The organism is Chryseobacterium sp. (assembly GCF_008014695.1).
GTDB lineage: Bacteria > Bacteroidota > Bacteroidia > Flavobacteriales > Weeksellaceae > Kaistella.
The window spans coordinates 354,443-381,181 of record NZ_VOXE01000001.1; the positions used below are offsets into that span (position 1 = coordinate 354,443).

Annotated in this window: 31 protein-coding genes; 19 read left to right on the plus strand and 12 right to left on the minus strand. The window is 39.8% G+C overall.

Annotated features, from left to right (window positions below):
- Positions 1-34 precede the first annotated feature (34 nt).
- Entirely contained in the window at positions 35-895 is an 861-nt protein-coding gene (locus tag FUA25_RS01685) for a diacylglycerol/lipid kinase family protein (RefSeq protein WP_147755164.1), read from the plus strand.
- Here FUA25_RS01685 and FUA25_RS01690 read toward each other — a convergent pair.
- Genes FUA25_RS01690 through FUA25_RS01715 form a run of 6 tightly spaced genes read right to left on the minus strand, consistent with a single transcriptional unit; the run spans position 878 to position 5,589 of the window.
- Positions 878-2,182 carry a cryptochrome/photolyase family protein gene (locus FUA25_RS01690; RefSeq protein ID WP_147755165.1) on the minus strand — a complete coding sequence of 435 codons (1,305 nt, stop codon included), beginning with the start codon at positions 2,180-2,182 and terminating at the stop codon, positions 878-880. The genes FUA25_RS01685 and FUA25_RS01690 overlap by 18 nt on opposite strands.
- A 1-nt stretch (position 2,183) precedes the next feature.
- Positions 2,184-2,825, minus strand: coding sequence for a MarR family winged helix-turn-helix transcriptional regulator (locus FUA25_RS01695; RefSeq protein WP_147755166.1), 642 nt, complete (start codon positions 2,823-2,825; stop codon positions 2,184-2,186).
- Between the two features lie 9 nt (positions 2,826-2,834).
- Positions 2,835-3,530: an SDR family NAD(P)-dependent oxidoreductase gene (locus tag FUA25_RS01700; protein ID WP_147755167.1), complete on the minus strand. Its 696-nt coding sequence runs from the start codon at positions 3,528-3,530 to the stop codon at positions 2,835-2,837.
- Positions 3,531-3,552: 22 nt separating this feature from the next.
- Positions 3,553-3,771, minus strand: coding sequence for a DUF2805 domain-containing protein (locus FUA25_RS13420; RefSeq protein ID WP_147755168.1), 219 nt, complete (start codon positions 3,769-3,771; stop codon positions 3,553-3,555).
- The gene (locus FUA25_RS01710; RefSeq protein WP_147755169.1) at positions 3,719-5,032 is read right to left on the minus strand and encodes an ABC1 kinase family protein; all 1,314 of its coding nucleotides are present in this window, start codon (positions 5,030-5,032) and stop codon (positions 3,719-3,721) included. Before FUA25_RS01710 ends, FUA25_RS13420 begins: the two co-directional genes overlap by 53 nt.
- On the minus strand, positions 5,032-5,589 hold the full coding sequence (locus FUA25_RS01715; RefSeq protein ID WP_147755170.1) for a TetR family transcriptional regulator C-terminal domain-containing protein: 558 nt from the start codon (positions 5,587-5,589) through the stop codon (positions 5,032-5,034). Before FUA25_RS01715 ends, FUA25_RS01710 begins: the two co-directional genes overlap by 1 nt.
- 198 nt (positions 5,590-5,787) lie before the next feature.
- On the opposite strand from FUA25_RS01715, the gene FUA25_RS01720 reads away from it, so the two are divergent.
- The 7 genes from FUA25_RS01720 to FUA25_RS01750 are packed head-to-tail and all read left to right on the plus strand — an operon-like array spanning position 5,788 to position 11,684.
- Positions 5,788-7,257, plus strand: a complete 1,470-nt coding sequence (locus FUA25_RS01720; protein WP_147755171.1) for a phytoene desaturase family protein — start codon at positions 5,788-5,790, stop codon at positions 7,255-7,257.
- Between the two features lie 10 nt (positions 7,258-7,267).
- Positions 7,268-8,113 (plus strand): phytoene/squalene synthase family protein, encoded by an 846-nt coding sequence (locus FUA25_RS01725; RefSeq protein ID WP_147755172.1) that lies wholly within the window; start codon positions 7,268-7,270, stop codon positions 8,111-8,113.
- A gap of 6 nt (positions 8,114-8,119) precedes the next feature.
- The gene (locus FUA25_RS01730; RefSeq protein ID WP_147755173.1) at positions 8,120-8,578 is read left to right on the plus strand and encodes a hypothetical protein; all 459 of its coding nucleotides are present in this window, start codon (positions 8,120-8,122) and stop codon (positions 8,576-8,578) included.
- Between the two features lie 3 nt (positions 8,579-8,581).
- Entirely contained in the window at positions 8,582-9,049 is a 468-nt protein-coding gene (locus FUA25_RS01735) for a sterol desaturase family protein (RefSeq protein ID WP_147755174.1), read from the plus strand.
- Positions 9,050-9,059: 10 nt separating this feature from the next.
- The gene (locus tag FUA25_RS01740) at positions 9,060-9,785 is read left to right on the plus strand and encodes a lycopene cyclase domain-containing protein (RefSeq protein ID WP_147755175.1); all 726 of its coding nucleotides are present in this window, start codon (positions 9,060-9,062) and stop codon (positions 9,783-9,785) included.
- Positions 9,775-10,260: an SRPBCC family protein gene (locus FUA25_RS01745; protein WP_147755176.1), complete on the plus strand. Its 486-nt coding sequence runs from the start codon at positions 9,775-9,777 to the stop codon at positions 10,258-10,260. The genes FUA25_RS01740 and FUA25_RS01745 overlap by 11 nt, the downstream gene beginning before the upstream one ends.
- Positions 10,257-11,684 (plus strand): SDR family oxidoreductase, encoded by a 1,428-nt coding sequence (locus FUA25_RS01750; RefSeq protein WP_147755177.1) that lies wholly within the window; start codon positions 10,257-10,259, stop codon positions 11,682-11,684. Before FUA25_RS01745 ends, FUA25_RS01750 begins: the two co-directional genes overlap by 4 nt.
- Before the next feature lie 3 nt (positions 11,685-11,687).
- Here FUA25_RS01750 and ggt read toward each other — a convergent pair whose 3' ends face one another.
- Positions 11,688-13,373, minus strand: a complete 1,686-nt coding sequence (gene ggt, locus FUA25_RS01755) for a gamma-glutamyltransferase (protein WP_147755178.1) — start codon at positions 13,371-13,373, stop codon at positions 11,688-11,690.
- Positions 13,374-13,460: 87 nt separating this feature from the next.
- Here ggt and FUA25_RS01760 point away from each other — a divergent pair, with 87 nt between their 5' ends.
- Positions 13,461-14,426, plus strand: a complete 966-nt coding sequence (locus tag FUA25_RS01760) for an NAD-dependent epimerase/dehydratase family protein (protein ID WP_147755179.1) — start codon at positions 13,461-13,463, stop codon at positions 14,424-14,426.
- Positions 14,427-14,432: 6 nt separating this feature from the next.
- Positions 14,433-15,185 carry a polysaccharide deacetylase gene (locus FUA25_RS01765; RefSeq protein ID WP_147755180.1) on the plus strand — a complete coding sequence of 251 codons (753 nt, stop codon included), beginning with the start codon at positions 14,433-14,435 and terminating at the stop codon, positions 15,183-15,185.
- On the opposite strand, the gene FUA25_RS01770 is transcribed toward FUA25_RS01765, so the two are convergent.
- Together FUA25_RS01770 and FUA25_RS01775 are read right to left on the minus strand one after the other, a co-directional pair.
- Complete coding sequence (locus FUA25_RS01770) at positions 15,182-16,387, minus strand: metallophosphoesterase (protein ID WP_147755181.1); 1,206 nt, start codon at positions 16,385-16,387, stop codon at positions 15,182-15,184. The genes FUA25_RS01765 and FUA25_RS01770 overlap by 4 nt on opposite strands.
- Before the next feature lie 60 nt (positions 16,388-16,447).
- On the minus strand, positions 16,448-17,515 hold the full coding sequence (locus FUA25_RS01775) for a 3-oxoacyl-ACP synthase III family protein (RefSeq protein ID WP_147755182.1): 1,068 nt from the start codon (positions 17,513-17,515) through the stop codon (positions 16,448-16,450).
- Positions 17,516-17,618: 103 nt separating this feature from the next.
- On the opposite strand from FUA25_RS01775, the gene FUA25_RS01780 reads away from it, so the two are divergent.
- From FUA25_RS01780 to rny, 6 genes are all read left to right on the plus strand, one after another.
- Positions 17,619-18,188 (plus strand): hypothetical protein, encoded by a 570-nt coding sequence (locus FUA25_RS01780; protein WP_147755183.1) that lies wholly within the window; start codon positions 17,619-17,621, stop codon positions 18,186-18,188.
- A complete protein-coding gene (gene ubiE / locus FUA25_RS01785) occupies positions 18,182-18,916 on the plus strand; it encodes a bifunctional demethylmenaquinone methyltransferase/2-methoxy-6-polyprenyl-1,4-benzoquinol methylase UbiE (protein WP_410493456.1) in 735 nt (244 codons plus the stop codon). The genes FUA25_RS01780 and ubiE overlap by 7 nt, the downstream gene beginning before the upstream one ends.
- Positions 18,917-18,918: 2 nt before the next feature.
- The gene (locus FUA25_RS01790) at positions 18,919-19,701 is read left to right on the plus strand and encodes a porin family protein (RefSeq protein WP_147755185.1); all 783 of its coding nucleotides are present in this window, start codon (positions 18,919-18,921) and stop codon (positions 19,699-19,701) included.
- A 135-nt stretch (positions 19,702-19,836) separates the two neighbouring features.
- Positions 19,837-20,139, plus strand: a complete 303-nt coding sequence (locus FUA25_RS01795; protein ID WP_147755186.1) for a hypothetical protein — start codon at positions 19,837-19,839, stop codon at positions 20,137-20,139.
- Positions 20,139-20,426, plus strand: a complete 288-nt coding sequence (locus FUA25_RS01800) for a cell division protein ZapA (RefSeq protein ID WP_147755187.1) — start codon at positions 20,139-20,141, stop codon at positions 20,424-20,426. The genes FUA25_RS01795 and FUA25_RS01800 overlap by 1 nt, the downstream gene beginning before the upstream one ends.
- 302 nt (positions 20,427-20,728) lie before the next feature.
- Positions 20,729-22,300 (plus strand): ribonuclease Y, encoded by a 1,572-nt coding sequence (rny, locus tag FUA25_RS01805; protein ID WP_147755188.1) that lies wholly within the window; start codon positions 20,729-20,731, stop codon positions 22,298-22,300.
- 76 nt (positions 22,301-22,376) lie between these two features.
- Here the strand turns inward: rny and FUA25_RS01810 are convergent, their stop codons facing one another.
- On the minus strand, positions 22,377-22,841 hold the full coding sequence (locus FUA25_RS01810) for an acyl-CoA thioesterase (protein WP_147755189.1): 465 nt from the start codon (positions 22,839-22,841) through the stop codon (positions 22,377-22,379).
- Between the two features lie 71 nt (positions 22,842-22,912).
- On the opposite strand from FUA25_RS01810, the gene FUA25_RS01815 reads away from it, so the two are divergent.
- A complete protein-coding gene (locus FUA25_RS01815) occupies positions 22,913-23,263 on the plus strand; it encodes an arsenate reductase family protein (RefSeq protein ID WP_147755190.1) in 351 nt (116 codons plus the stop codon).
- 137 nt (positions 23,264-23,400) lie between these two features.
- On the opposite strand, the gene gcvT is transcribed toward FUA25_RS01815, so the two are convergent.
- Both gcvT and idi read right to left on the minus strand, forming a co-directional pair.
- Positions 23,401-24,486 carry a glycine cleavage system aminomethyltransferase GcvT gene (gcvT, locus tag FUA25_RS01820; protein ID WP_147755191.1) on the minus strand — a complete coding sequence of 362 codons (1,086 nt, stop codon included), beginning with the start codon at positions 24,484-24,486 and terminating at the stop codon, positions 23,401-23,403.
- A 174-nt stretch (positions 24,487-24,660) separates the two neighbouring features.
- The gene (idi, locus tag FUA25_RS01825; RefSeq protein WP_147755192.1) at positions 24,661-25,170 is read right to left on the minus strand and encodes an isopentenyl-diphosphate Delta-isomerase; all 510 of its coding nucleotides are present in this window, start codon (positions 25,168-25,170) and stop codon (positions 24,661-24,663) included.
- Between the two features lie 143 nt (positions 25,171-25,313).
- Between idi and FUA25_RS01830 the strand changes: the two genes are divergently transcribed.
- On the plus strand, positions 25,314-25,715 hold the full coding sequence (locus FUA25_RS01830) for a phosphoheptose isomerase (protein ID WP_147755669.1): 402 nt from the start codon (positions 25,314-25,316) through the stop codon (positions 25,713-25,715).
- A gap of 35 nt (positions 25,716-25,750) precedes the next feature.
- Entirely contained in the window at positions 25,751-26,710 is a 960-nt protein-coding gene (locus tag FUA25_RS01835; protein WP_147755193.1) for a D-2-hydroxyacid dehydrogenase, read from the plus strand.
- Positions 26,711-26,739: the final 29 nt, after the last annotated feature.

Sequence of the window (26,739 nt, forward strand, 5' to 3'; positions counted from 1 at the left end):
GCCAAATTAGTTGGCTTTTACATACTTTTGCCCAATGAAAAACGTCGCGTTCATCATCAATCCATTTTCAGCAAAAAAAAATTACGGAGTTTTTCTTTCAGCGCTAAAAAAGAAGGTGGAAAATCCACTGTTTTATGTATCAGAATCCATTGAAGGAACCTTTAATTTCATTGATGATAATTTTGCAACTGTCGATATTTTTGTAGCGGTGGGGGGCGATGGAACGATTTCAACTGTATCGCAAAAGCTTATCCAGACTGACAAAATTCTTGCTATTTTTCCGGCAGGTTCCGGGAACGGTTTTTCGAAGGAGACAAAATTTTCTAAAAATATTGATGAGCTTCTGACAAAAATAAAAGCTAGAAAAATTAAGGAAATTGATACTTTCACGGTGAACGGAAAACTTTCGATTAATGTCTCCGGGACCGGTTTTGACGGAAAGGTGGTAAAAGAATTTGAAAAAACCGACAGAGGGTTTAAAAATTACATCAAAGTTTCAATCCAGACATTTTTTAATTACAAGCCAATAAAAGTAAATTTTTTAACAGCGGATTTTCAGCAGTACAATGGTAAATATCTAATGCTGAATATCGCAAACACACGTCAGTTTGGCAATAACGCGTACATAGCACCAAATGCAAGTAAAAGTGACGGTTTGGTGGATGTGGTTCTGGTAAAGAAGTTTCCCATAACGTATTCTCCTTTTTTTGCTTTCAGAATGTTTACGAAGCGTCTGAAAGACGATCAGTACGTAACTTATCTGCCGGTTTCTGAAATTGATTTTGAAGTGAGTACCACCAACTGGCATTTGGATGGAGAATTCAATAAAATAAAGTCACCGATCAGCATTAAAGTGCTCCCAAAAAGTCTGAGAATTTTACAGGGATTCCTGTAAAGCTTTTTTATAGGTATCCAAAGCACGTTGTCTGGCAAATTTATGATCGATCATCGGTTTTGGATAGGATGAAGTTCCCAATTCCTTTACCCATTTTTTGATATAAATAAAATCCGGATCAAATTTTTTCTGCTGTTCTTCGGGATTGAAAACTCTGAAGTAAGGTGCTGCATCGCAACCGGAACCTGCGCTCCATTGCCAGTTTCCGTTGTTAGCAGATAGATCATAGTCCAAGAGTTTTTCCGCAAAATAGGCTTCCCCAATTCTCCAGTCCGTCAGCAAATGTTTGGTGAGAAAACTCGCGCAAACCATTCTCACACGGTTGTGCATCAGTCCGGTTTCGTTCAGTTCGCGCATTCCGGCGTCCACAATCGGAAATCCGGTTTGTCCTTCTTTCCATTTTATAAAATTTTCTTCATCATACAACCAAGGAATTCTATCATATTTCGCTTTGAATGCCTGGTTCATCACTTTGGGAAAATGATAGAGAATTTGCATGAAAAACTCCCGCCAAATCAATTCTTTCAGATAGGTTTCATTCAGTGAAGACGCTGTTCTGGCTAGTTCGCGAATGCTGATGGTTCCGAACCGCAGATGCACACCCATTTCTGAAGTTTTAATGGCCGGAAAATTTCGCGTTTCGTGGTAATTTTTTAAAATTTCAGCATTGATTTCAGGACTTTGAAACTGAAAACCGGTCGGCTTAAAACCTATTTTTTCCAAGGTAATTTTCTGTTTTTCAATATTCTCAAAATTCTGAAGAAAATCCTGGGATGGATAATGTGATTTTTCCGCTGCATGATATTTTAAAAGCCACTGTTTTGAATAAGGCGTGTAAACAGTGTAAGGAGTTTTGTCGGCTTTCAGTATTTCATCTTTATGAAAGTGAACCTGATCTTTAAACGAAAGGAAATCAATATTTTTTTGGTTTAAAAATTCTTGAACAGCAGCATCTCTTTGAATGGCCGAAGGTTCGTAATCTTCGTTGCAAAAAACCTTTTCAACTTTATAAGTTTGTGTAATTTCATTAAAAATTTCCAAAGGTTTGCCATGAAAAATTTTAATGGCTTTTCCGTTCCTATCCAGTTCTTCATTTATTTTTAGTAAAGCCTGGAAAATGAAATCTACTCTTCGGTCTTTCTTGTTTTCCAGTTTCGACAGTATTTCGGTATCAAAAATGAAAATGGGTAATACTTTATTTTCTGCAATTAGGGCCTGGTAAAGTCCATGATTGTCGTTTAAACGCAAATCTCTTCTGAACCAGAATACCGATAATTTTTCAGACATACTATAGCAATTTCAGAATTTCAGAGGTGTTTTCATTTTTGAAATTCGAATAAACGGTATGATGAAACGTGTTGAGTTTCTTCAGAGAAGCCAATAAATTTTCTTTTTCTTTTGTGGTTAGCTGTCCGCACATGATTTTTGAAACCACCGTAATATCCTGCATGGATTCCAGAAATACCTTTTTTCCTTTATCTGTGACGGCGAGACGGGTGCTTCGTTTGTCTTTTTTATCTGGGCTTTCAGCCAGCAAACCGTTTTTTACCAGACGTTTGATAATTTCGATACCTGTTTGTTTTTCGTGCGCATTTTTTTCAATGAGCTGCATTTTAGTCAGGCTCTCGTAATCCATCATTCGGAACAGATAAGTGAAGTCTTCATTCACCAGATCCGGGTGTTTTTCCAGAGATTTCCTGATGAGCTGTTTGGAATACCTGCCAAGCATAATGACCTGCTTTGCAATTTCATTTTCCAGATCGAAAACATCCAGATCAAACTTTTCGGTTAAATTTCTGGGATTTTCCTTTTCGTACGCAGTTTGGTTCAGGTACAGCCGGAAATCTTCCAAACTGGACTGACTGTTAGGATGATTTTTCCGGAAATGATCCAGTGCTGTTAAAATCTCAATGATTAAAGGTAATTCCATCGCTATTTTTTAAAGTTTAATGTTTCCCAAACCGCCATCAACGCCAATAACTTGTCCTGTAATCCAGGAGCTTTGGTCTGAAACCAAAAATGCCGCAAGCTGAGCACTGTCTTCCGAACTCCCAATTCTTTGCAACGGATGCCTTTTGGCCGAAGCTTCTCTCTTCTCAGCAGTCGAAAGCAGAACTGACGCCAACTGAGTATCCGAAAGCGAGGGCGCAATAACGTTCACCCGGATCTTCTGCGGCGCAAGTTCTGCAGCCAGACTTTTAGCAAAACCTTCCACAGCTCCTTTACTTGCAGCAATTGAAGTATGAAATGGCATTCCCACTTTCGCTGCAACAGTGCTGAAAAGTACAACAGAAGCCGCGCCGGATTTCTTAAGAGCAGGCAGACATTTTTGTATGATCCTTACTGCTCCAGTCACATTTTGTTGAAAATCTGCCAGAAAATCTTCTTCGGTTAACCTGCTGAACGGTTTCAGGTTGATGGAACCCGGGCAAAAAATCAGTCCGTGCAGTTCTTCAGGCAAAGATACTTTACTCAAATCATCTTTGGAAGCATCGAGCTGAAAAAAATGTGTTTCCAACACTTCCAATTCGGGCGTCAAATTTCGGGAGATGGTGAAGAGATTTTCCTCTCTGAGCAGTTCGGCAGTTTTGAGACCTATTCCTTTGCCGGCTCCAACAATTAAGATGTTTTTCATTAAGATGTTTTTCATTTTAATTTCAGTCTTTAAAATTTTTGAGAGAGGAACAGATAAGAACCTTTCTCATCAGTACGAAAACGTCTTTTTTAAAAACTCTAAACCGATAGCTGATTGCTTCGAAAGGAGTGCGATTCTCCCAGCCCATTTTGATAATACGGTCTAGATTTCCGGTGTTAGATTCATCGTTAAATGAATTCTTTATAATGATTAATTTTAATTTCTGTTGATCCAATATCATGCATCAGATTATATAAACCAAAAAAAGTACGGTTCATATAGATGAAATGGCGTGAACCACGATTGGCGTTTCTGCCTTTCATTTGGGTGTTCTTCGCATATTTCTGACCCAGATTTGCAATGTCGCTGAAGAACTTCTGATCGGAAAAATCGAAAGTTTCATTCTGAAACGGGGTGGTAAACAAAAACAGCAACTCGTGAAAAATTTCGGTAAAAAACTGCCGTTCTTCCGCAGAATCGTCGGTTCTGATGATTTCAAGTTCCAGCAATTTCTGATCGAAAAAATTTTTATTCTCAAGATTTTCTCGAACAGAAAGTTCAAAATAAGGTTTATAAAAATCTTCGGGAATGGTCTTCATACATCCGAAATCGATGGCGATGAGTTTTCCTGCGCCGGAAACCAGAAAATTTCCCGGATGCGGATCTGCGTGTACTTTTCGCAGATGATGGATCTGGAACATATAAAAATCCCATAAAGCCTGTCCAACGTTTTTTGCCAATTCCGGATCTTTCTTTTCCTTGCAGAACTCTGAGAGGTGTTTGCCGTGCATCCAGTCCATCGTGATGATTTTATCATTCGACAATTCAGGATAATAGTCGGGAAATGCAATACTTGGTAAGGGTTTACAAAGTTCCTTAATTTCCAGGCTTTGTTCAATTTCCAGTTTATAATCAGTTTCTTCAAGCAGTTTGTCCTCGACTTCTTTGAAATACTGCTCCGAATTTTTCCCTTTGATGTTGAACATTTTCATGGCGATGGGTTTTACCATAGCCAGATCAGAAGAAATACTCTCCGAAACGCCGGGATACTGAATTTTTACGGCCAGTTCTTTACCGTCTTTCATCGCTTTATGAACCTGTCCGATACTCGCAGCGTTACTGGAATTAGGATTAAACTCGTCAAACAATTCCGTTGGTCTTTTACCAAAATAATTTTTAAAAATTTTGCTCACCAAAGGTGCGGAAAGCGGCGGAACCTGAAACTGCGACAACGAAAATTTCTCTACATAGGCTGCCGGCAGAATGTTTTTCTCCATGCTGAGCATTTGTGCAACTTTTAAAGCGCTGCCTTTCAGTTCCTTAAGTCCGTCGTAAATATCTTCCGCATTGTTTTTATTCAGATTATCTTTGGCTTCCTCTTCATTTTTGGTGATTTTGTCGCCATAGTATTTCAGGTAGTTTACCCCAACTTTTGCACCGGTAGAAAGTAATTTTCCGGCACGCTGCATTTTTCCAGTTGGTATTTTGTCCAGTGTTTTCATTAGTTTGTTTTAAATTTTTCTTTAAAAAGAAATTTACCCAGATCCAGTATTTTTTTCAGCGGCTGTACTTCCAGTAAAGCAAAACTGGTGTCCAAAGATTTCTCAATAAAGATGTCGGTTTTTTCGAAACTGGAACTGGTATCCTCCATCCAGAATTTGAGGGTTGCCAGCAAATGTCCCCAAAAGACTTCCTCAATTCCTTTGTTCCTGAATTTTTCTATTTTTTCGGAATTTTCATTATTGATTTCCATGAGTGGTTCCGTAATGCCTAGACCGGACATAAAATGCTGATATACTTTCCGAAGAGGCCATAGCTTTTTAAGATTGGGTAGCGCACTTTTTTTGCCATCTAAAAGATAAAGAACCAGACTGCGGTTTAAGGTAAGCTGCTCGAAAAATGTGAAGTAAAAGGAGAGCATTCTGTCTTTCGGAGAATATTGGCTATAACTTTCTTCTGAAGAAATTAGCCTGATACTTTCCTGCATGAAGTACACCAAAAAATCACCTTCCAACTGTTCGAAGCCGGAATAATATTTGTAAAAGTCGGTTTCACTCATTTCATTCTCTTCACAGAAAATGAAAACGTTCGGCGGTCTGTGGTTATTCGTTAGTATGTATTTAGAATAGAGGTTCAAAATTATTGAATTGTCCAAATTTTCATTTTTCATAACTTGGTATATATTTATCAGCAAAATTAGTAAAAATATTTTCTAAATTGAAAATTAAAGTATATTTTTGTTCCATCATTATAGTTCATGAAAAAAGTCATCATTATTGGTTCGGGTTTTTCTTCACTCGCTTCTGCCTGTTATATGGCCAAAGCAGGTTATTCGGTGGAAGTCTTAGAAAAAAACGAACAGATTGGCGGCCGCGCTTCGATGCTGGAAGTTGATGGATTTAAATTTGATATGGGTCCAAGCTGGTACTGGATGCCGGATATTTTTGAAAGATTTTTTGCTGATTTTAATAAAAAAGTTTCGGACTTTTATACTTTGGAAAAACTTTCACCGGCTTACCGTGTGTATTTTGGGGAAAATAAGTTCATTGATATTGCTGATGACCCGGAACAGATCATTGAAACTTTTGAAAAAATCGAAAAGGGAAGTGGCAACCATTTGCGTGACTTCATGAAAGGAGCGAAAGCCAATTATGAAATCGCAATGCAGGATCTGGTATATAATCCCGGAAAATCGGTTCTCGAACTCATCAGTCTGGAAACGGCAAAACGCCTTCCTCTTTTTGTACAGAATATTTCAGAAACAGTCAGAAAAAATATTAAAGATCCGAGATTACAGAGCATTCTTGAATTCCCGGTTTTATTCTTAGGAGCAAAACCCGGCAACACGCCTGCTTTTTACAATTTCATGAATCATGCTGATTTTGGAATGGGAACCTGGTATCCGAAAGGCGGATTCAATGCTGTAGCCACCGGAATGGCAAGGCTTGCAGAAGAACTGGGCGTGAAATTTCATTTGAATTCCGAAGTTCTGAAAATTGAAACCGTCGGAAATGCTGTTACAAAAATCATTACCAATGTCGCAGTTTTTGAGGCCGATCTGGTAATTTCCGGAGCCGATTATGCGCATACCGAAACTTTATTGAAATCTGAAGAAAAAAATTACACATCGCAGTACTGGCAGAAAAAAACTTTTGCTCCTTCTTCTTTCCTTTATTATGTAGCGTTCGACCGGAAAGTTCCGCAGCTTCAGCATCACAATCTTTTTTTTGACACCGATTTTGAAGCACATGCCAGAGAAATTTACGATGAACCGGCTTTACCTAAAAAACCATTGTTTTATGCGAATTTCTCAAGCAAAACCGAGGTTGGACTTTGTCCGGAAGGAAAGGAAGTTGGATTTTTTCTGATTCCTGTTGCGGTGGATCTGGAGGATTCTCAGGAAATTCACGACCGCTATTTTGAACTGATAATGGACCGTATTGAGCAAAATACAGGCGAAAATCTTCGGAACTCAGTACTCTTTAAAAAAAGTTTTGGCGTCCAGGATTTTAAAGAACGCTACAATTCCTGCCGCGGAAATGCTTACGGATTGGCGAATACTTTATTGCAGACATCAGTTTTAAGACCACAGATTAATAATAAAAAAATAAAGAATCTCTTTTATACCGGCCAGCTTACTGTACCAGGACCGGGAGTACCGCCGGCGCTTATCTCCGGAAAGGTAGTTACCGACTATATTTTAAAAAATAAACACCGAATTTTCTAAAATTATTACGATGAACAATTTAGAAATTTTTAACAATGTGTGCAGTCTCTCTTCGAAAATGGTGACCGAAAAATACAGCACTTCATTTTCCAGAGCCTCTACACTCTTTCAGCCGGAAATAAGGCAGCACATTTACAATATTTATGGTTTCGTGCGCTTTGTAGATGAAATTGTGGACACTTTTCACGATTTCGACAAGGCAGATTTGCTTGATGATTTTGAACGGACCTACCGTTCAGGCTTGCAAAAGGGAATTTCACTGAATCCAGTGATTCAGTCGTTCTGTACCACTCAAAAGGAGAAAAATATTCCGCAGCATTTGGTGGATGCTTTTCTGCTTTCGATGAAAATGGATTTAGGGCAGATCAAGGATCTGAACAGCGATAAATACAACGAATATATATACGGCTCGGCTGAAGCGGTGGGTCTGATGTGTCTGCAGGTTTTTGTTAACGGAAACGTTGAGGAATATGAAAAAATGAAGCCTTATGCGCAGAGTTTGGGTGCCGCTTTTCAGAAAATAAATTTTTTAAGGGACATCAGCGCAGATTTCAATGACCTGAACCGCACGTATTTTCCGAATGTCGATTTCCGTAGCTTCAGCATTTCCGATAAGAAAGAAATTGAAAATGATATAGCAAAAGATTTTGCACATGCGATTACCGGAATAAAAATGCTGCCGATCTCGAGCCGACTTGCCGTTTTTATGGCGTACAAATATTACCTGAACTTATTTAAGAAAATCAGGAAGACAAAACCGGAACTGCTTTTATCAAAGAGAATCCGCGTTTCAAATGCCCGGAAAATTTACCTTTTCGGAGAAATGATTGTGAATAAAAACCTTAATTTAGTATAAGTTTTCATGAACAGAATTTGGATCTTTTTTTTAATATTTTTTGCGGCATTTTTTAATGCGCAGGATTTGAAGGATTTCAGGACACTTCTTCAAAAAGGTGAAAATTCCGAAAGTGCTTCTGAACTGCTGATACAGACTTCTAAAAAGGCTTTCGAAAAAAGCAGAAAGCCAATTTTTGAAGCTTTTTTTGCGGTTGGAAACTTTTTTATGGCGAAACATGCCACGAATCCGATTTCGAAATATGCTTATTTTAACAAAGGAAAAAAAGCGCTAAACAATGCCGTCATTAAGGATCCCGTGAATCTGGAAATCCGTTTTATGCGCTATCTTTCGCAGGAGAGTTCGCCTGCGCTGTTGGGATATAAAACAAATCTTGCTGCAGACAAGAAATTTATTTTATTGGAAGTGAAAAAATCAACAGACGAAGCGCTGATCCGTAGAATAAAAAATCATTTTAAAATTTAAGTCATGCATACCGTATTCTATATCTTTCTGACGTTGGGTGTTTTTGTAACCATGGAAGGCATTACCTGGCTTACGCACAGATTTGTGATGCATGGTCTGGGTTGGTATTTTCACGAAGACCACCATCAGCCGGGATATCCGCATGTTTTTGAAAAAAACGATTTCTTTTTTGTGGTTTTTGCCGCGCCGTGTATCGCACTCTGTTACTTCGGAACGTGGTACGGACTGAACTGGATGTTTTTTGTGGGACTCGGTATTTTTCTTTACGGGATGTGTTATTTTCTCGTGCATGATGTACTCATTCATCGCCGGTTTAAGTGGTTTGACAAAACAAACAACTGGTATTTCCGCGCATTGAGAAAGGCCCATAAAATTCATCACAAACATTTGGGCAAAGAAGAAGGGGAGTGTTTCGGGATGCTTTTCGTTCCGTTGAAATACTTCCGCGAAGCCAAACTATCAACCCACTAAAGAAAAACAATTGCAGTCGTATTATTATCTTTTACTTGATATTTTGAGTTTTTCTGTGCCCTTTCTTTTCAGTTTCGAGAAGAAAAGAATGCATTTTATTCAGTATTGGAAAGCATTTTTCCTTGCCATTTTCATGGTTGGAATGTTCTTTATTTTATGGGACATTTACTTTACAAAGATGGAGGTGTGGGGTTTCAACGACAAATATTTAATTGGATTCAGGATTTTTAAAATGCCGCTCGAAGAATATCTGTTTTTTCTGCTCATCCCATATTCCAGCGTTTTTATTCATTATGCAATTGAATATTTCTTACCAAAGTTCAAACTCAGCGAAAGTGCAGCAAAGTATATTACCATTTTTCTTTTTGTCTTGGGTTTCTCCGTAGCGGCCCTTAATTATGACAGGATTTATACCCTTGCCAGTTTTGGACTTTTCTCGCTCTTGATGCTGCTGCAGATCGTCTTTAAATGGAAAGATGCGCAGCGGTATTACCTGAGTTTCATCATCATTTATATTCCATTTTATTTTGTGAATAATGCCCTGACTGGAAATTATTCTGACAGTCCGGTAGTTTTTTACGACAATGCAGAGAATCTTGGAATCCGTGTGGGAACAATGCCGCTCGAAGACAGTTTCTATTGTTTTACCCTTCTCTACAGCATAGTTCTGGTGTTTGAATATTTCAAAAAAAAGTGGAATTACCCTATAAATTCTAAAAATTTAAATGAATATTAAAATAACGAAACAGTCCGGAATCTATACCCTGACATCAGAACAGATGCTGCCTATTTCTCCGGAAAAAGCCTGGGAATTTTTTACCGTGCCCACGAATCTGGATAAAATTACACCCGCAGAAATGAATTTTTACATCACGAACAATCCGGGAAGTGAAACCTATCAGGGACAGATCATTACCTATAAAATCGGGATTTTCCCATTCATCAAAAACAACTGGATTACTGAAATCACACATTTGGTAAAAGGGAAATTTTTTGTTGATGAACAGCGCTTCGGGCCCTATGCGATGTGGCATCACGAACATCATTTTGCAGAAACTGAAAACGGCATGGTGAAAATGACTGATATTGTAAACTTTAAACTTCCATTCGGAATTTTTGGCGATTTCATTGCCGGAAAATTGGTGAAAAACAAAGTGAAATTTATTTTCGAAAACCGCTATAGAATTCTGGAAAAACTCATCATTTCATGAAAATATTTCTCACCGGCGTCACCGGTTATATCGGCAAAAGACTTCTAATACAGCTTCTTGAAGAAGGACATTCAGTCGTCTGTTCGGTCCGGGATCCGAAAAGATTCAGCACCAAACTCTTTGAAAGTCACCTGAACCGGCTTGAAATTGTTAAAAATGATTTTCTGGATGAATCCAGTCTCCAAAATATCCCAATTGACGTCGATTTTGCGTATTATCTCATCCATTCCATGTCCTCAAATGATGGTGATTTTGAAGAAAAAGAGAGGATTTCGGCTGAAAATTTCCGCGTTGCATTGGAAAAAACTGAGGTGAAGCAGGTTATCTTTCTCACAGGAATTATCAATGAAGAAAAACTGTCCAAACACTTAAAATCCCGCAAAAAAGTAGAGGAATCGCTGCAAAGTGCAAAATATGCGTTAACAAGTCTTCGCGCCGGAATCATTGTGGGTTCAGGAAGTGCTTCGTTTGAAATCATCCGTGATCTGGTGGAAAAACTGCCCGTGATGATTGCTCCGAAATGGCTCATCACCAAATGTCAGCCGATTGCCATCCGGAATGTGATTCAGTTTTTGGTAGGGGTGATGGGCAAGGAATTTACTTTCAATAAAAATTACGACATCGCAGGACCGGATGTTTTGAATTACAAAGAAATGCTGTTGCAGTATGCGGAAGTGCGCGGTTTAAAAAGACATGTTTATATGGTTCCGGTCATGACGCCGAAACTATCTTCCTATTGGCTGTATTTCATTACAAGCACCACGTATTCTTTGGCTCAAAATCTGGTCGACAGTATGAAAATTGACGTCATCGCCAAAAACAACAGCCTCGCAAAAGACCTCGGAATTCACCTTTTTTCATACAAAGAAGCTATCAGTCAGGCATTCGACAAGATTAAGCAGAATGATGTCCTTTCGAGCTGGTACGATTCGTTTACCAATCCATTTCACGACCGTAATTTCTGGCAGTACCTGGAAGTGCCTTCAAAAGGATGTTTTAAAGACATCCGCAGGATGGAAATCACCGATGAAAAAGCAACGGTGGAAAGGGTTTTCAGTATTGGCGGAAAAACAGGTTGGTATTACGCAGATTTTCTCTGGAGAATCCGCGGATTTTTAGACAAACTTTTTGGTGGAGTAGGACTCCGACGCGGCCGCAGAAATCTGAACCATCTTGAAGCCGGAGATTCGGTAGATTTTTGGCGTGTTTTATATGCCGATAAGGAGGAAAAAAGACTTCTTCTTTTTGCCGAAATGAAAGTTCCGGGAGAAGCCTGGCTGGAATTTACGGTGAAAGACGGAGTACTGCTTCAGGAAGCCACTTTTCGCCCGCTCGGTTTGTCCGGAAGACTGTACTGGTATTCGGTATTGCCTTTTCACGGTTTGATTTTCAACGGAATGCTGAAGAAACTGGCGGGAAAATAAAATTTATTCCACTGCAACGGAATCTTCGCCACGCCCGTCTGCAACAGCGGTGGCATTTCCTTTTTCATCAATTATAATCAGTTCCGTTCTGCCGATTTGCGAAACCTTTTCCATTTTGTAATTCTTTTTTTCCAATTCTTTAATTGTGAATTCCGGGAAATTTTTTTCTACCAGAACGTTTTCCGGAAGCCACTGGTGGTGAAATTTCGGTGAATTAACGGCCCTTTCCGGACTGAGTTTAAAATCGATAAGATTCACGATCGACTGGTAAACCGATGTCGGAATGGTGGTTCCGCCCGGAGTTCCAACGATGATGAAAGGTTTCCCGTCTTTCAGAACAATTGTAGGAGTCATTGAACTCAGCATCCGTTTGCCGGGCTTTATCGAATTGGCTTCGCCGCCCACTGCACCAAACATATTCGGAACGCCTGGTTTTATGGAGAAATCATCCATCTCATTGTTCAGGAAAAATCCCGCTCCGGAAACCACGACTTTGCTGCCGAAGAGTCCGTTGAGTGTTGTGGTGACCGCAACTGCATTTCCATCTTTGTCAATGATGGAAATATGCGTTGTTTCGGTCGATTCTTTGGGCTGCGGAATAATTTTTCCGACATCAGCACTGGGGGTTGCAAGATTTTTACTGAAGCTTTTCCATCGTTTTTTCAGATATTCATCGGAAATAAGCCTTTCAGTCTTATCACTGATGAAATCCGGATCGCCCATAAACTCTGCGCGGTCGGCAAAAGCCCGTCTTTCGGCTTCCACCATTATCTGCACGGCTTCTGCAGAATTATGTCCATATGCTGAAAGATTTTCAAAACCGGACATTTTCAACATCTGAGCCAACAAAATTCCGCCGCTGGAGGGCAAACCCATCGAAACGACTTCGTTCCCTCTATAATCAAATACAAGTGGTGCTCGTTCTGCAACTTTATAATGTCTGAGATCATTCATTGTAATGATTCCGTTTCCTCTAGTCATTTCTGCCACAATCAATGCTGCGGTTTTGCCTTCATAAAAAGCTTTTTCACCGCCCTTCTGAATGCGTTTCAGCGTATCAGCCAGGTCTTTCTGAATTAACAGATCCCCCTGTTTCCACATTTCTTTTTTCTGAAAAATGGTTTGGGTTTTATTGTGAGCGTTGAAAAATTCTGTCTGACTGTTTAGCAAAGCAGCCTCTCTTTCAGTCAGGGCAAAACCTTTTTCCGCAAGATCGATGGCGGGCTGGATGAGTTTTTCCATCGGAAGTTTTGCATGTTTCAATGTCGCGAAAAAACCGGCAACAGAACCCGGAATTCCGACCGCCAGCCTGCCGTTCTGGGAAAGATCAGTATTGGCATTTCCTTTTTTATCGAGATACATGTCACGGGAAGCATTTTCCGGAGCGGTTTCGCGATAATCAATCGTGAATTTTTCGCCGTTGTTTTTAACACCGACTAAAAATCCGCCGCCGCCAATATTTCCGGCCTGGGGATACACCACGGCCAGAGCCAGTTGCGTTGCAATTGCAGCGTCATAAGCATTTCCTCCCATCCTCATGACTTTTGCTCCTGCTTCACTTGCCAAAGCATGGGCAGAAACCACCAATCCACGTTTGTTAGACTTAATTTCTTTAACAATACTGATTTCCGTGAACTGGGCAAACAAAAAATAAGGCAGTAAGAGAAAGATAAAAAGCAGTTTTTTCATACCTAAAGTTTGATCAAAAGTAAAGATTCCTTTTTTAAACTGCTCAAATTTTCTAAATTTGCTGACATCTAATTCTAAATTCTCAAAATGGAGTCCTACACGGAAAAAATTCTTATCACGGGTGCACTTGGACAGATCGGCACCGAACTCACCAACAGACTGGTGGAAATTCACGGCGCTGAAAATGTAGTGGCTTCAGGACTCGACCGTTGGGATAAAAACCTGACTTCTGCAGGGTTTTATGAAAGAATGGATGTATCAAATACCCAACTCGTGAGACAGGTGGTGAAAGATTATGAAATCACAACCGTTTATCATTTGGCTTCCCTGCTCTCCGGAACTTCCGAAAAACAACCGCTCTTTGCCTGGAAACTCAACATCGAGCCGCTTCTGAATTTCTGTGAAATGGCAAAAGAGGGAATGCTGAAGAAAGTTTTCTGGCCGAGCTCCATCGCCGTATTCGGTAAAGGTATTCCGAAAGAAAATGTAGGACAGGACGTGGTTCTAAATCCGACAACTGTGTACGGGATTTCCAAAATGGCAGGCGAAAAATGGTGCGAATATTACCATGATAAATTTGGAGTGGATGTAAGAAGCATTCGATATCCTGGACTGATTTCCTGGAAAACTCCGGCAGGTGGCGGTACGACCGATTATGCAGTCGAAATTTTTTACGAAGCCGTGGAAAAAGGAAAATACACGAGTTTTATTTCGGAAAATACTGCAATGCCCATGCTGTACATGGACGACGCGATTAATGCCACTTTAAAACTGATGGATGCTCCGAAAGAAAATCTGACCGTGCATACTTCCTATAATTTAGGCGGACTGTCTTTCACCCCGAAAGAGCTTGCAGAAGAGATCAAAAAAGAAATGCCGGAATTTGAAATCGCTTATGAAACGGATTTCCGACAGGCGATTGCCGATTCGTGGCCAAGTTCCATTGATGATTCTGTAGCCAAAAAAGACTGGGGACTGACCTATGATTTTGATATCACTGCTATGACGAAGGATATGCTGAAAAATCTGAAAGTAAAACTGGGCACTGCATAATTTCTGATGATTTTACTGACCTTCAACATTGTTAACAACAGAAATGCATTTAAAAACAATGCTCAGCTGAATGATGATGAAATCCTTAAAATCACCGAAAACAATATCCTGTCTGTGCTCAGAATTTTGGAAACCCACAACATTCTCGCCACTTTTTTTATTGAAATTTCAATTGCGGAAAAGTTACATCCCCTTTTGAGGAAAATAAACGCAAAAGGACATGAAATTGGTCTGTATAATGCGCATTCCGAAATCCCCGAAGTGGAAAAGGTTAAAAAAAACACCGAAGATCTTATTGGGAAAAACATCCGCGGGGTCCGGCAGAAAGATCATCTGATTGCGGTTGATGGTTTGAAAAAGCTGGAGTTCAGCTACATCTCCAACATTGAAAATGCCGATATTTTATTTCCCTTTAAAAGACTGAAAAGAAGCACGGAAATTCTGGAAGAAAACGGCATCAGCATTATTCCCGAAAGCATTTCTCCATATTCGCAGATTCCTTACAATGATTTTGTATTCCAGGCCGTTCCTATGAAATTTTATGAGAATATGGTTTTGGAAACAATCAAATCAGAAGACTTTGTTCTGATTTACCTGAATTCGTGGCAGTTTACCGGTTTTCAGAAATACCCATTCGAGATTCCTTTTTACCGGAAATACAATTCAGGAAGAAAAATGGAGGACAAACTGAATGCTTTTCTGGAGTGGATGAACGAAAATGAACTGCCGTTTGCCAGAATCAAGGACTTTATTTTTTAAGACAGTTCGAAAACGGTAATTTCCGGCTCAATTCCAACCCTTCCCGGAAACCCGATCACGCCGAAACCGCGGTTGACGTAAAGATATTTCCCCTGTGATTCATATAAATCTGCCCATTTTTTGTACCGGTACTGCACCGGCGACCAGCGGACGTTCTTCAGATCGATCCCGAACTGCATTCCATGCGTATGGCCGGAAAGCGTGAGCTGAACATTCGAAGGATGATTTTTCACGATTTGATCAAAATGAGTAGGGTCGTGGCTCATGAGAATTTTAGCGGCATCTGCAGGAACTCCGGCTGAAGCCTTGTCCAGATCTCCATATTGTGGGAAAGGTTTTTCACCCCAGTTTTCTACGCCTAAAATATAAAGTTTTTCGCCGTTTTTTTCGATGATGCGGTGCTCATTTCTGAGCATTTCAAATCCCGCTTTTTTCTGTAGCTGAATTAAATCAGGGATATTCCGGGCTTTTTCCTCTTTTGAGTTCCATTCGGCATAATCTCCGTAATCGTGGTTCCCCAGAATCGAAAGTTTGCCGTCTTTTGATTTAATGGTAGAAAACAAAGGTACAAAAGGCTGGAATTCGCTTGCGAAATTATTTACCATATCTCCCGTAAAAAGTACCAGATTCGCATCCTGCTCGTTAATGAGATCAATGGCTTTCTGCAATTTTTCAGGATGGAAGAAACTTCCGCTGTGAACATCGGAAATCTGCAGAACTTTATATCCTTTAAAGCTGTCTGGAAGTCCTGAAAGTTTCAATTTTACTTTTCTGATGCGATGACGGTATTTCCCGAATACAATTCCGTCGACAATCAATGCCGAGAAAACTGCAGCAAGACCTAACCCAGCGACGCTGATGAACTGTCTCCTTTCAGGAAAATAAGATTCAGGCGTAGCAAAAAAGGTAAATAGATATCTGAAAAACCGCGAAATATCCTCCAAAAACAGGAAGAAGACAATGAAAATTTTAGGAATGAAAAAAATCAGAAAGATAGAAGCCACAATTTGAATTCGGTGATGATCACGGTCTGACCGTCGTAAATTCAGCAGTTCGAAAACAAAATAGCCATACACCGCCAGTGTAATTACCCAGAATGCGATACGCAGATAGGTGTTGCTGGTAAGGGTCTTAAATGCCTGATAAACATAGAATTCCAAAAGGAATATAATACCGGCTATGATGAGAAAGTTTCTTTGCATATGATTAAAAAAAAGCACAAAATTTAAATTTGTGCTGTAGGTTTTAGGACTTTATTTTTCTTACGGAAACTTGTAAACAATGGCATTGATGTTCATGCCCGCGCCAACCGAGGCAAAAACGATATTCGAGTTCTTTTTGAAGGTCTGCCCTTCCATTTTTCCCTTCAGCATTAAATCAAACATGGTGGGAATAGTTGCTACAGAAGAATTTCCAAATTCCTGAATGGTCATCGGCGCCACCGCGTGGTCGTATTCTGATTTTCCATATAGCTTAAAAAGCCGGGAAATCATCGCGTAATCCATTTTGGCATTGGCTTGGTGAATAAGGATTTTATCAATATCTTCAATGCTTAAACCGGCATCATCAATAGTTTCTTTTATGGCAACGGGGACATTTTTAAGCGCATATTCATAAATTTTCCGGCCGTACATTCTGATATACGGAATATCCTGATTCGCATCTTTGTTGAGAGACGGTGAATTTATGAGGTAAGCAGATTCTGCACCGTTATCACAAATCGTATTGTGGGCAATAATTCCTACGTTGGATTCCTCTGTTGCTTTCACAACAACCGCACCCGCTCCGTCTGCAAAAATCATGCTGTTGCGGTCGTATGAATCGGTCACTCGGCTTAACGTTTCGCTTCCAACTACTAAAATCAGTTTCGCTGCCTTGGCTTTGATCAGCTGATCGGCTAAAATCATGGCTTCTACCCAACCAGGACAACCAAAAATCATGTCGTAGGTAATACATTTCCGGTTTTGGATGCCGAGTTTGTTTTTGACGCGTGCAGCCATATTCGGCATAAAATTCACGTAGGAGAGTTCCTTCACATCTCCGAAATTGCTCGCGTAAATTATATAATCGAGTTCCTCACCGTTAATTCCTGCATTACTGATGGCCTCTTTGGCAGCCTCATAACCGAGATCAGAATTGATCTGATCATCAGCAATATACCTCCTGGTTTCAATTTCAGTAATTTCAACAAACTTCTGAATAACTTCTTCGTTGGATTTTTCAATCTTCTCGCCTTCATCCGTATAAAATTCTGAATTCAAAAAATGATCTCGTCCTATTATTCTGGGCGGAAGGTAGCTTCCTGATCCGATGATGATGGTATTTGGCATTTATTTTAGGTAAAAAAAATTAGAACGCAAAGTTAAGAATTAAAAATCTATAAGAGGAATTAAAAATATTATTAAATTTGCAGAATATACTCCTGATAATCACATGAAAAACAACCCCGCCCTTAAAGGCTTACTGATTTCTGTAACTGTAGTTCTGATGGCCTTTGGGATATATTTCTTTTTTCTGGCAAAGAAAAATGAGTTTTTAGTGGACAATCCTACCGCCAATACCTACTATTTCAAAATCAATAACGGCACCGAGAAAATTATATCTGCCGGACAGTATGTAAAAGTTGATCTAGAGAAAGGCAGGAACTCCATCAAAGTTTTTGACGATAAAAAATCACTCCTTTACGATTCAGCTTTCACCGTAAATAAGGTGAGAGGTCTCCTGAATATCGCACATCAGGATTATTATATCAATACACAATATTATGGGTATAATTTAAAGAAAGATTCCTTACTTTTGGCACTGGATAAAACGCTGATTAACGGAAAACTCTATTTGGGAGCTCCACAGCATTTTAACAAACTTTATACCGACGACTTTTATTATAATGTGGATGAAGATTATGACAAACTCATCAAAAACATCCAGCAAATTGAATCACGAACCAAAATCTTCAGAAAGCAGGATTTTCTGAATTATTATAAAGAATATTATAAATTTTGAAAAAGAAATTGGAACAGGTAACTCCTTATAATTCCGAAGCCAGCAAAAAAAGTCAGGTTGAGGATATGTTTGACAATATTGCGCCGAAATATGACCTGTTGAATCATGTTCTCTCGATGAAAATTGATGTTCTCTGGAGGAATACCCTCGTAAAGTGGATGAATCAGGACAAGCCTCAGGAGGTTTTGGACGTGGCCACAGGCACTGGTGATCTTGCGATTGCAGTGCAAAAAGGAACCAATGCTAAAGTGGTGGGACTCGATTTGTCGCAACAAATGTTAAATGTTGGGATTATTAAAATAAAAAAACTTAAATTAGACGACAAAATTTCCATGCAGAAGGGGGATGCCGAAAAGCTTCCGTTTGAAGACAATCGTTTTGATGCAGTTTCCGTATCATTCGGTGTTAGGAATTTTGAAAATCTTACTAAGGGACTGGCCGAATTAAGAAGAGTAGTAAAAGAAAACAGAAGCGTTTACATTCTTGAATTTTCAAAGGTTGAAGGCTTTTTAGGGCCGTTTTATATGTTTTATTTTAGAAATATCCTTCCACTGATTGGAAGGCTTGTTTCTAAAGATAACAGAGCTTATACTTATCTTCCGGATTCGGTGAACTCATTTCCTTACGGAGAAAAAATGAAGAAAATCCTGTTAGAGGTAGGATTTAAAAAAGTAGAATATAAAAAACTGAGCTTAGGCATTGCCACGATTTATAAAGTAACCAAATAAACATGAATAAATTTTTATTAAAATCACTTGTTCTAGCATCATTAGGAGTAGCCACTTTTGCAGATGCACAATTCCGGACCCGAAACAGAATGGACCGCAGTGAAGAATTGGATCAGCAGCAGTTCAGCTGGGGTTTTTATCTGAACGGCAACAGGTTTGATTATCACTTGGTGCTTCATCCGAAATACGGAATGAATTTAGACAAAAATTTGGTGGTCGTTACGCCTACATACAGCTTTGGAGCGGGATTAATCGGTAAATTAAGACTGAACGACGATTTTGATCTGAGAGTTGAGCCTGGTTTGCAGTTTACAGAAAGGGAACTGAAATTCGAAACCCAGTCTAATGATCAGTATCAGTACGGAAATCCTACCAATCCCCCTTTTACACCAATTGTTCTGAAGGAAGAGGATAAAATCCGAAATGTAAAATCTACCTATGTTGATATTCCAATTCTTCTAGAGTTTCACGGCAACAGATGGTACAATTCACGCCCTTATGCTGCGGCAGGGGTTAATTACATTGCCAATTTGCAGTCCAATTCAGACAGTTCTGATGATAACTTACAGCAGATTTACAGATCTACTACGCATAATTTTGCATGGTCTGCCGAAATCGGGATGCAGTTTTATTTCAGCAGATTTAAACTTACACCTGGTTTCAGAGGTACTTTTTTCATGAACAACGAAAAAGTAGCCGACAATCCAAACACACCGCCATATTGGGCCACAGCAATTTCTGCTTTTCAAACCAGAGCCTTTATGTTCGTGCTGAAATTTGAATAAGTTTCACTTTCAATAATAATACAGAAGAAGATCGTCATGGTCTTCTTTTTTATTTAAATTATTCGATTAATATGCATTAATTCAAATTTAATTTTTATATTTTTGTAACATTGTTAGAATAATTAAGCCTGAAAAATGCTCAAGGATATAGAAAATAATTTTTCGGTTTTGGAGAAAGGGATTTTGAATATCAGTAAAAATTATCAAAATCTCAGCGAAAAATATTCAGAACTATCCCGTGAGCATGAAGAACTGCAGAAGAAGTACGATGAAGAGCGAAAAAAAAGCCAGGTTTTAGCAGAAGAACACAAAGAAATAAAACTTTACTCAGCAATATCAGGAAATCCGGATCACAACCGTTTGATGAAGAACCACATCAACCGTTTGATTAAAGAAGTGGACCACTGCATTGCAGAACTTCAAAACAGCGGTTTGTAATGGAAGTAAGAAGAATTACCATCAACATTGCCGGAAGAAATTATCCACTGAATGTTCCCGCAGCCGAAGAGGAAACCCTTCGGAAAGTTGGGAAGCAGATTGAAGCCATGATTAAAGATTTTGAACAGAATTTTGACGTGAGAGATAAGCAGGACGCTTTGGCCATGTGTGCCCTAAAACTGGGAACCAACGCTGAAGTTTCACAAATCAGTAACGAAAAAAATATGATAGCTGCCAATGACCGGTTAACCAAAATTAATCAGTTACTGGAAGCAGTGGAAAAGTAGATTTTTCTTTTCCGCAAACAACTGCCTACAATAGTTCTAACACATTACAGGTAAACTCAACGCTAAACAATAACCGAACGAAAGTTCATTTAATGGCGCGCCGACTTGCTCGGATTACAGAAAATGAAAATCAGTTTAAATCGTGTTGATTAGGAGTTTACTCTATATCACTGAACTGTTGTGGGTTTTTTTTATATTTTAGGAAAGGATTTAAACCATTTCCTTGAAAAGGTGCAAAGTGATTATTGGCTGACCGGCCGTCACACGCACATTAACAGATTGGAACATTAAAACAACCATATATGACAACAACCGCTATTATTATCGGTATTGTTTGCCTTGTTTTAGGAGCCGTGATTGGAATGTTATTTTCCAAAAGTGCACTTAATACAAAAGCAAAATTCATCCTCGAAGATGCAAAGAAAAATGCCGAAAACCTTATAGAAAAAGCCGGCGTTCAGGCAGAATCCATTAAGAAAGAAAAACATTTTCAGGCGAAGGAAAAATTCCTTGAACTGAAATCCCAGCACGATGCCGACATCCAGTCCCGCGAAAAGAAAATGCAGGACTCTGAAAAAAGAGTGAAAGACAAAGAGCAGAAGCTTAATGATGATCTCAGCAAAGCAGGAAAACTCGAAAAAGATTTGGAGCGACAGATCGCCGATTACGCGAAAAAACAAGAAATTCTGGACAGAAAACAGCAGGAACTTGATGTTGCTACCGCACAGAAAATTGAAATGCTGGAGAAAATCTCAGGATATTCTGCAGAAGATGCGAAAAGCGAACTTGTAGAAGCGCTGAAAGCAGAGGCGAAAACCAAAGCACAGGCTCACGTTCAGAATATCATGGCAGAGGCGCAGCTTAATGCCAAGAATGAAGCCCGAAAAATCGTTATCCAGACCATTCAGAGAATTGGGACGGAACAGGCAGTAGAGAATTCGGTTTCTGTTTTCAATATTGAGTCCGACGAGATTAAAGGGAGAATCATCGGTAGAGAAGGTAGAAATATCCGTGCGCTTGAAGCCGCAACAGGTGTTGAAATTATTGTAGATGATACCCCGGAAGCAATTTTGCTTTCGTGCTTCGATCCGGTAAGAAGAGAAGTTGCAAGACTTTCCCTTCACCGTTTGGTAACTGACGGCCGGATTCACCCTGCAAGAATTGAAGAAGTGGTGGAAAAAACCAAAAAACAGATTGAAGAAGAAATTATTGAAATCGGGAAAAGAACCATTATCGATCTCGGTATTCACGGGCTTCACCCAGAACTCGTAAAAATTGTCGGAAGAATGAAATTCCGTTCTTCTTACGGCCAAAACCTTTTACAACACTCCAGAGAAGTAGCGAACATCGCTGCTACAATGGCTGCAGAACTGGGATTGAACGTAAAAATGGCAAAAAGAGCAGGTTTACTTCATGATATCGGTAAAGTTCCTGAACAGGAATCTGAATTGCCGCATGCACTTTTAGGAATGCAGTGGGCTGAGAAATACGGGGAAAATGCTGAAGTAGTAAACGCCATTGGAGCTCACCACGACGAAGTGGAAATGACTTCACTGTTATCACCGATCATTCAGGTTGCGGATGCGATCTCAGGAGCAAGACCGGGAGCAAGACGCCAGGTTCTGGAGTCTTACATCCAAAGGCTGAAAGATCTTGAAGCAGCAGCACTTAGTTTCGACGGTGTTTCCAGCGCTTATGCAATCCAGGCCGGACGTGAACTCCGTGTGATGGTGGAAAGCGGAAAGATCAACGACGATCAGTCGGCACAGCTTTCTTATGATATTTCAGAGAAAATACAGAACGAACTGACGTATCCTGGACAGGTGCGGGTAACAGTAATCCGCGAAACACGAGCGGTAAATATCGCGAGATAAAATTTTAAAATTATTCATAAAAAACTCCTTTCAATTTGAAAGGAGTTTTCTTTGTGAAAGAGTTGAAATAAATCAATTAAAGGAACGGCTTCATTTCGTCTTCAATCTTTTTCCTTAAATCCATTAATTTTATTGCGTATTGCTCCATCTGTTTTTCCTGTTCGGTTTCCGGCACGAAGTGGGGTACCTGAACCGAATTTCCTTCATCATCAACCGCTACAAAGACAATGATGCAGTGGGTTTTCTTTTCAAAATCCTTGCGTTTGATGTTTCTTGAAAATACGTTGATTGCAATATGCATGCTGGTTTTTCCGGTGTAAATGACTTCAGCTTCCACTTTTACGATATGCCCGATTTTAATGGGTGAGTAAAAGCGGATTCCCCCCACATAAACGGTAACACAGTAACTTGAACTCCAATAGCTTGCACAGGCATATCCTGCCTGATCGATCCATTTCATCACACTGCCTCCGTGAACATTTCCGCCATAATTGATGTCGCTTGGTTCAGAAATGAACTGAAACACGGTTTTTGTCTGCATATTTTTCTTAAATTTGTAATAAAGATATTCATAAATTTTTAAATTCCTTTTATTAAGACTATTTTTGGAAAATGAAAAAAGTATTTTATTTAAAAACCTGCGATACCTGTCTGAAGATTCTTAAAAAATTCAATTTAAGAGACTGGGAACTTCGGGAAATAAAAATAAATCCCATAACGAAAGAGGAATTGGAGGAAATGCATAAATTCACGCAGTCTTACGAAACCCTTTTCAGCAAGAAATCAACGCAGATTAAATTGCGGGAGATAGATTTAAAGACCCTCACGGAAGATGATTACAAGGAACTTCTTCTGGATCATTACACGTTCCTGAGACGTCCTGTTTTTCTGACCGAAAACGAGATTTTCATCGGTAGCGACAAGAAGAATGTTGAAGCATTGCGGAGTTTCTTTGCTGCTTAAAAAGCATAATTCCAAATTTTCTTTACTGCACTGGCTTTAAAACCGCTAACAGTACAAACGGTTAATTCGTATCAAAAAAAATCGTCTGAAATTTTTCAGACGATTTTTATAGTTTCTATGAATTCCAAGCTTTCCGTTTATGATACGAATGGCAGTTTTACCACTTTTGCCGGAATGTTTTTGTTTCGGATCTGGATGAAGATCTCGGAACCTAGTTTAAAATGCGGTTTCGCCACATACGCCAAACCAATGCCGACGGATTTCATCGGACTCATGGTTCCTGATGTTACTTTTCCGATGACATTGCCTTCAGCATCCACCACCGGATAATCATGTCTCGGCACGGCTCTTTCCTGCATTTCAAACCCAACTAATTTGCGCTTTACGCCTTCTTCTTTTTGTTTCGCGAACATTTCCTTATCCACGAAATCTTTATCGAATTTTGTGATCCATCCCAAACCTGCTTCCATCGGAGAGGTGGTGTCATCAATATCGTTTCCGTAAAGACAGAAGCCTTTTTCCAGCCTCAAAGTGTCGCGTGAAGCCAGTCCGCACGGAATCAGGCCAAATTCTTTACCGGCATCCGAAATCGCTTCCCAGATTTTCACGGCATTTTCATTTTTGAAATAAAGTTCAAAACCGCCGCTTCCGGTATAACCGGTGTTCGAAATAATCACATCAGGAAAACCGGCCACAGAACCTTCTGTAAAATGATAGTAAGGAATCTCTGAAAGATTGGTTTCTGTAAGTTTCTGCAGGATTTCCGTCGCTTTTGGTCCCTGTAAAGCGATCAGCGACATTTCATCGGACGCATTCGTTAGTTTCGCACCGAATTTTTCGTTGTATTTGGAGATATGATTCCAGTCTTTTTCAATATTCGAAGCATTTACAACGACAAAATATTTTTCGTCCGCCATTTTATAAACAATCAGATCATCTACAATTCCGCCGTTTCCGTTGGGCAGACACGTGTACTGTGCTTTGCCGTTTTCGAGTGCATCCACATTGTTTGTCGTGACGAATTGCAGCAAGTCCTTTGCTGAAGGTCCTTCCACAAAAAATTGTCCCATATGCGAAACATCAAAAATCCCCGCTTTTTCGCGCACGGCAAAATGTTCTTCAGTAACCCCGGAGTATTGTACAGGCATTTCGAAACCTGCAAAAGGCACTATTTTCGCGCCCAGAGAAACATGTTTGTCGAACAGGGCAGTTTTTTTATCCATCTTATATTTTTTTTAATTTTTATTTTTAGAAGCAGTGGGTTTGTTGCTGTCTTCAAACTCAGTCCCGCTTTGGCTACGCCGAACCACTTCGTTAAGTTTTCACTCTATCTTTTGCTCGCTGCGCTCCGCAAAAGGATACCATTGCAATCGGGGCCATAATTGCTTATTCTTTTTCTAAAGATGATGTTGGTACTCTTCCAGAATAATTTTAAACCACTCCGTGAAATGTTCCGGATTTTCCGTCATTTCCCGGTTCAGTTCCTCCATTGAAATGTAGCGGACTTCTGAAACTTCCTCTTTATTCAGATGAAAATCACCGGCGAAATTTCCTGTAAAAACGTGGTCCAGCTCGTGTTCCCAAAGGTTCTGGCCCACATCAGCCTGGTAAATGAAATCAAATTTTTCGGTGAGTTCGGTTTCGATGCCCAGTTCCTCTTTCAGACGTCGGTTTGCGCCTTCCAGATAAGTTTCCCCCGCTTTTGGATGTGAACAGACAGCATTTGTCCACTGCTGCGGGGAATGATATTTTCCGGCGGCACGTTTCTGCAGAAGCATTTCACCCATGTCATTAAATAAAAAGACGGAAAAGGCCCGGTGAAGGATCCCGTTTTCATGTGCCTGCATTTTATCCATCAAACCCAGGATTTCATCCTGTTCCGAGACCAAAACAACCTTTTCTTCCATTCTTACAAATTTAAGATTTAAATGGCGATTGCTAAAACTTTTTGAAATAATATTCATGATCAGACTCCTCATTCAACAATTGAGGTTTTTAATCCGCTGAAAACCAATGAAATTTCGTACTTTGCCACTTGAAATAATGAATGATGGAATTAGAATACAATGACCATTTAAGTCCGATGCTGAAAGGGGATATCAAAAATTATCTGATTGATATTGACGGAACGATTACCGATGATGTGCCGAACGAAGAACCGGAACGAATGAAGGACTGCGAGCCGTATCCGGATGCTTTGGAAACAGTGAACAGATGGTACGACCAGGGTCACATCATCTGCTTTTTTACTTCCAGAACTGAAAATCTTAAACAGCTGACGGTTGATTGGCTCGATCATCACGGTTTTAAATATCACAGTGTTCTCTGCGGAAAACCGCGTGGCGGAAATTACCACTGGATCGACAATCACTTGGTCAAAGCAACACGATACAAAGGAAAATTCACCGATATGGTGGAAAAAAACCAGACCATCGAAGTGTTTCAGGACTAGGTTTTACATTTTCAAATAAAATATTAAAAATGACAATGAAGGTATTAGCAAACGACGGTTTAGACCAGTCAGGCATTGATGCTCTGAGAGAAAAAGGCTTTGAAGTGATAACCGAAAAAGTTCCTCCGGAAGATTTGAAGGATTACATCAATCAACATCAGATTAAAACCATTTTGGTCAGAAGCGCCACTACGGTCCGAAAGGAACTTATCGACGCCTGTCCGAGTCTGGAAATTATTGGTAGAGGCGGTGTTGGAATGGATAATATTGATGTGGAATATGCCCGTTCAAAAAACATTCATGTGATTAATACGCCTTCAGCATCTTCAGAATCCGTAGCAGAACTGGTTTTTGCTCATCTGTTTTCAGGTGCAAGATTTCTTCAGGATTCAAACCGGAAAATGCCCTTGGTTGGCGACACGGAATTTGCAAAACTTAAAAAATCTTACGAAAAGGGAATTGAACTCCGCGGAAAAACCATCGGAATCATCGGAATGGGAAGAATCGGGCAGGAAGTGGCCAGAATTGCTCTGGGTCTCGGAATGCGCGTCATTGCAGCCGACAGCACAGTGGGGAAAGCGAGCATTAAGGTTACTTTTTATAACCGTCAGTTCATCAATGTCGACATTGAAACAGAACCGATTGAAGGCGTTCTGAAACACGCCGATTTTATTACGTTGCACGTACCCGCGCAAAAAGACGGTTATGTGATTGGCGAAAAAGAATTGAACATGATGAAAACAGGCGCTGCGATTGTAAACTGTTCAAGAGGTGGAATCATCGATGAAAAGGCACTTATTGAAGCATTAGATTCCGGAAAAGTGGCTTATGCCGGTTTGGATGTTTTCATCAACGAACCCACTCCTTCAAAAGAAATTCTGAATCATCCGAAAATATCGGTTACTCCGCACACCGGAGCCTCTACCGTAGAAGCACAGGACAGAATTGGGCTTTCTCTGGCCAGCCAGATCTGCAGCATTCTGAATGTAAGCTGAAGAATTCACACAAAATAAAAAAAACACGT

What these genes read in the sequence shown, in the direction of transcription:
- FUA25_RS01715 (WP_147755170.1), bottom strand. Translation starts at nt 5,589, where the DNA reads ATGAGTGAAACCGACTTTTACAAATATTATTCCGGCTTCGAACAGTTG.
- FUA25_RS01795 (WP_147755186.1), top strand. Translation starts at nt 19,837, where the DNA reads ATGCTCAAGGATATAGAAAATAATTTTTCGGTTTTGGAGAAAGGGATT.
- FUA25_RS01695 (WP_147755166.1), bottom strand. Translation starts at nt 2,825, where the DNA reads ATGGAATTACCTTTAATCATTGAGATTTTAACAGCACTGGATCATTTC.
- FUA25_RS01700 (WP_147755167.1), bottom strand. Translation starts at nt 3,530, where the DNA reads ATGAAAAACATCTTAATTGTTGGAGCCGGCAAAGGAATAGGTCTCAAA.
- idi (WP_147755192.1), bottom strand. Translation starts at nt 25,170, where the DNA reads ATGGAAGAAAAGGTTGTTTTGGTCTCGGAACAGGATGAAATCCTGGGT.
- FUA25_RS01730 (WP_147755173.1), top strand. Translation starts at nt 8,120, where the DNA reads ATGAACAGAATTTGGATCTTTTTTTTAATATTTTTTGCGGCATTTTTT.
- FUA25_RS01685 (WP_147755164.1), top strand. Translation starts at nt 35, where the DNA reads ATGAAAAACGTCGCGTTCATCATCAATCCATTTTCAGCAAAAAAAAAT.
- FUA25_RS01830 (WP_147755669.1), top strand. Translation starts at nt 25,314, where the DNA reads ATGGAATTAGAATACAATGACCATTTAAGTCCGATGCTGAAAGGGGAT.
- rny (WP_147755188.1), top strand. Translation starts at nt 20,729, where the DNA reads ATGACAACAACCGCTATTATTATCGGTATTGTTTGCCTTGTTTTAGGA.
- FUA25_RS01760 (WP_147755179.1), top strand. Translation starts at nt 13,461, where the DNA reads ATGGAGTCCTACACGGAAAAAATTCTTATCACGGGTGCACTTGGACAG.
- FUA25_RS01810 (WP_147755189.1), bottom strand. Translation starts at nt 22,841, where the DNA reads ATGCAGACAAAAACCGTGTTTCAGTTCATTTCTGAACCAAGCGACATC.
- FUA25_RS01710 (WP_147755169.1), bottom strand. Translation starts at nt 5,032, where the DNA reads ATGAAAACACTGGACAAAATACCAACTGGAAAAATGCAGCGTGCCGGA.
- FUA25_RS01815 (WP_147755190.1), top strand. Translation starts at nt 22,913, where the DNA reads ATGAAAAAAGTATTTTATTTAAAAACCTGCGATACCTGTCTGAAGATT.
- FUA25_RS01725 (WP_147755172.1), top strand. Translation starts at nt 7,268, where the DNA reads ATGAACAATTTAGAAATTTTTAACAATGTGTGCAGTCTCTCTTCGAAA.
- FUA25_RS01770 (WP_147755181.1), bottom strand. Translation starts at nt 16,387, where the DNA reads ATGCAAAGAAACTTTCTCATCATAGCCGGTATTATATTCCTTTTGGAA.
- FUA25_RS01750 (WP_147755177.1), top strand. Translation starts at nt 10,257, where the DNA reads ATGAAAATATTTCTCACCGGCGTCACCGGTTATATCGGCAAAAGACTT.
- FUA25_RS01745 (WP_147755176.1), top strand. Translation starts at nt 9,775, where the DNA reads ATGAATATTAAAATAACGAAACAGTCCGGAATCTATACCCTGACATCA.
- FUA25_RS13420 (WP_147755168.1), bottom strand. Translation starts at nt 3,771, where the DNA reads ATGATATTGGATCAACAGAAATTAAAATTAATCATTATAAAGAATTCA.
- FUA25_RS01735 (WP_147755174.1), top strand. Translation starts at nt 8,582, where the DNA reads ATGCATACCGTATTCTATATCTTTCTGACGTTGGGTGTTTTTGTAACC.
- FUA25_RS01765 (WP_147755180.1), top strand. Translation starts at nt 14,433, where the DNA reads ATGATTTTACTGACCTTCAACATTGTTAACAACAGAAATGCATTTAAA.
- ggt (WP_147755178.1), bottom strand. Translation starts at nt 13,373, where the DNA reads ATGAAAAAACTGCTTTTTATCTTTCTCTTACTGCCTTATTTTTTGTTT.
- FUA25_RS01835 (WP_147755193.1), top strand. Translation starts at nt 25,751, where the DNA reads ATGAAGGTATTAGCAAACGACGGTTTAGACCAGTCAGGCATTGATGCT.
- FUA25_RS01790 (WP_147755185.1), top strand. Translation starts at nt 18,919, where the DNA reads ATGAATAAATTTTTATTAAAATCACTTGTTCTAGCATCATTAGGAGTA.
- FUA25_RS01780 (WP_147755183.1), top strand. Translation starts at nt 17,619, where the DNA reads ATGAAAAACAACCCCGCCCTTAAAGGCTTACTGATTTCTGTAACTGTA.
- FUA25_RS01690 (WP_147755165.1), bottom strand. Translation starts at nt 2,182, where the DNA reads ATGTCTGAAAAATTATCGGTATTCTGGTTCAGAAGAGATTTGCGTTTA.
- FUA25_RS01800 (WP_147755187.1), top strand. Translation starts at nt 20,139, where the DNA reads ATGGAAGTAAGAAGAATTACCATCAACATTGCCGGAAGAAATTATCCA.
- FUA25_RS01775 (WP_147755182.1), bottom strand. Translation starts at nt 17,515, where the DNA reads ATGCCAAATACCATCATCATCGGATCAGGAAGCTACCTTCCGCCCAGA.
- gcvT (WP_147755191.1), bottom strand. Translation starts at nt 24,486, where the DNA reads ATGGATAAAAAAACTGCCCTGTTCGACAAACATGTTTCTCTGGGCGCG.
- FUA25_RS01720 (WP_147755171.1), top strand. Translation starts at nt 5,788, where the DNA reads ATGAAAAAAGTCATCATTATTGGTTCGGGTTTTTCTTCACTCGCTTCT.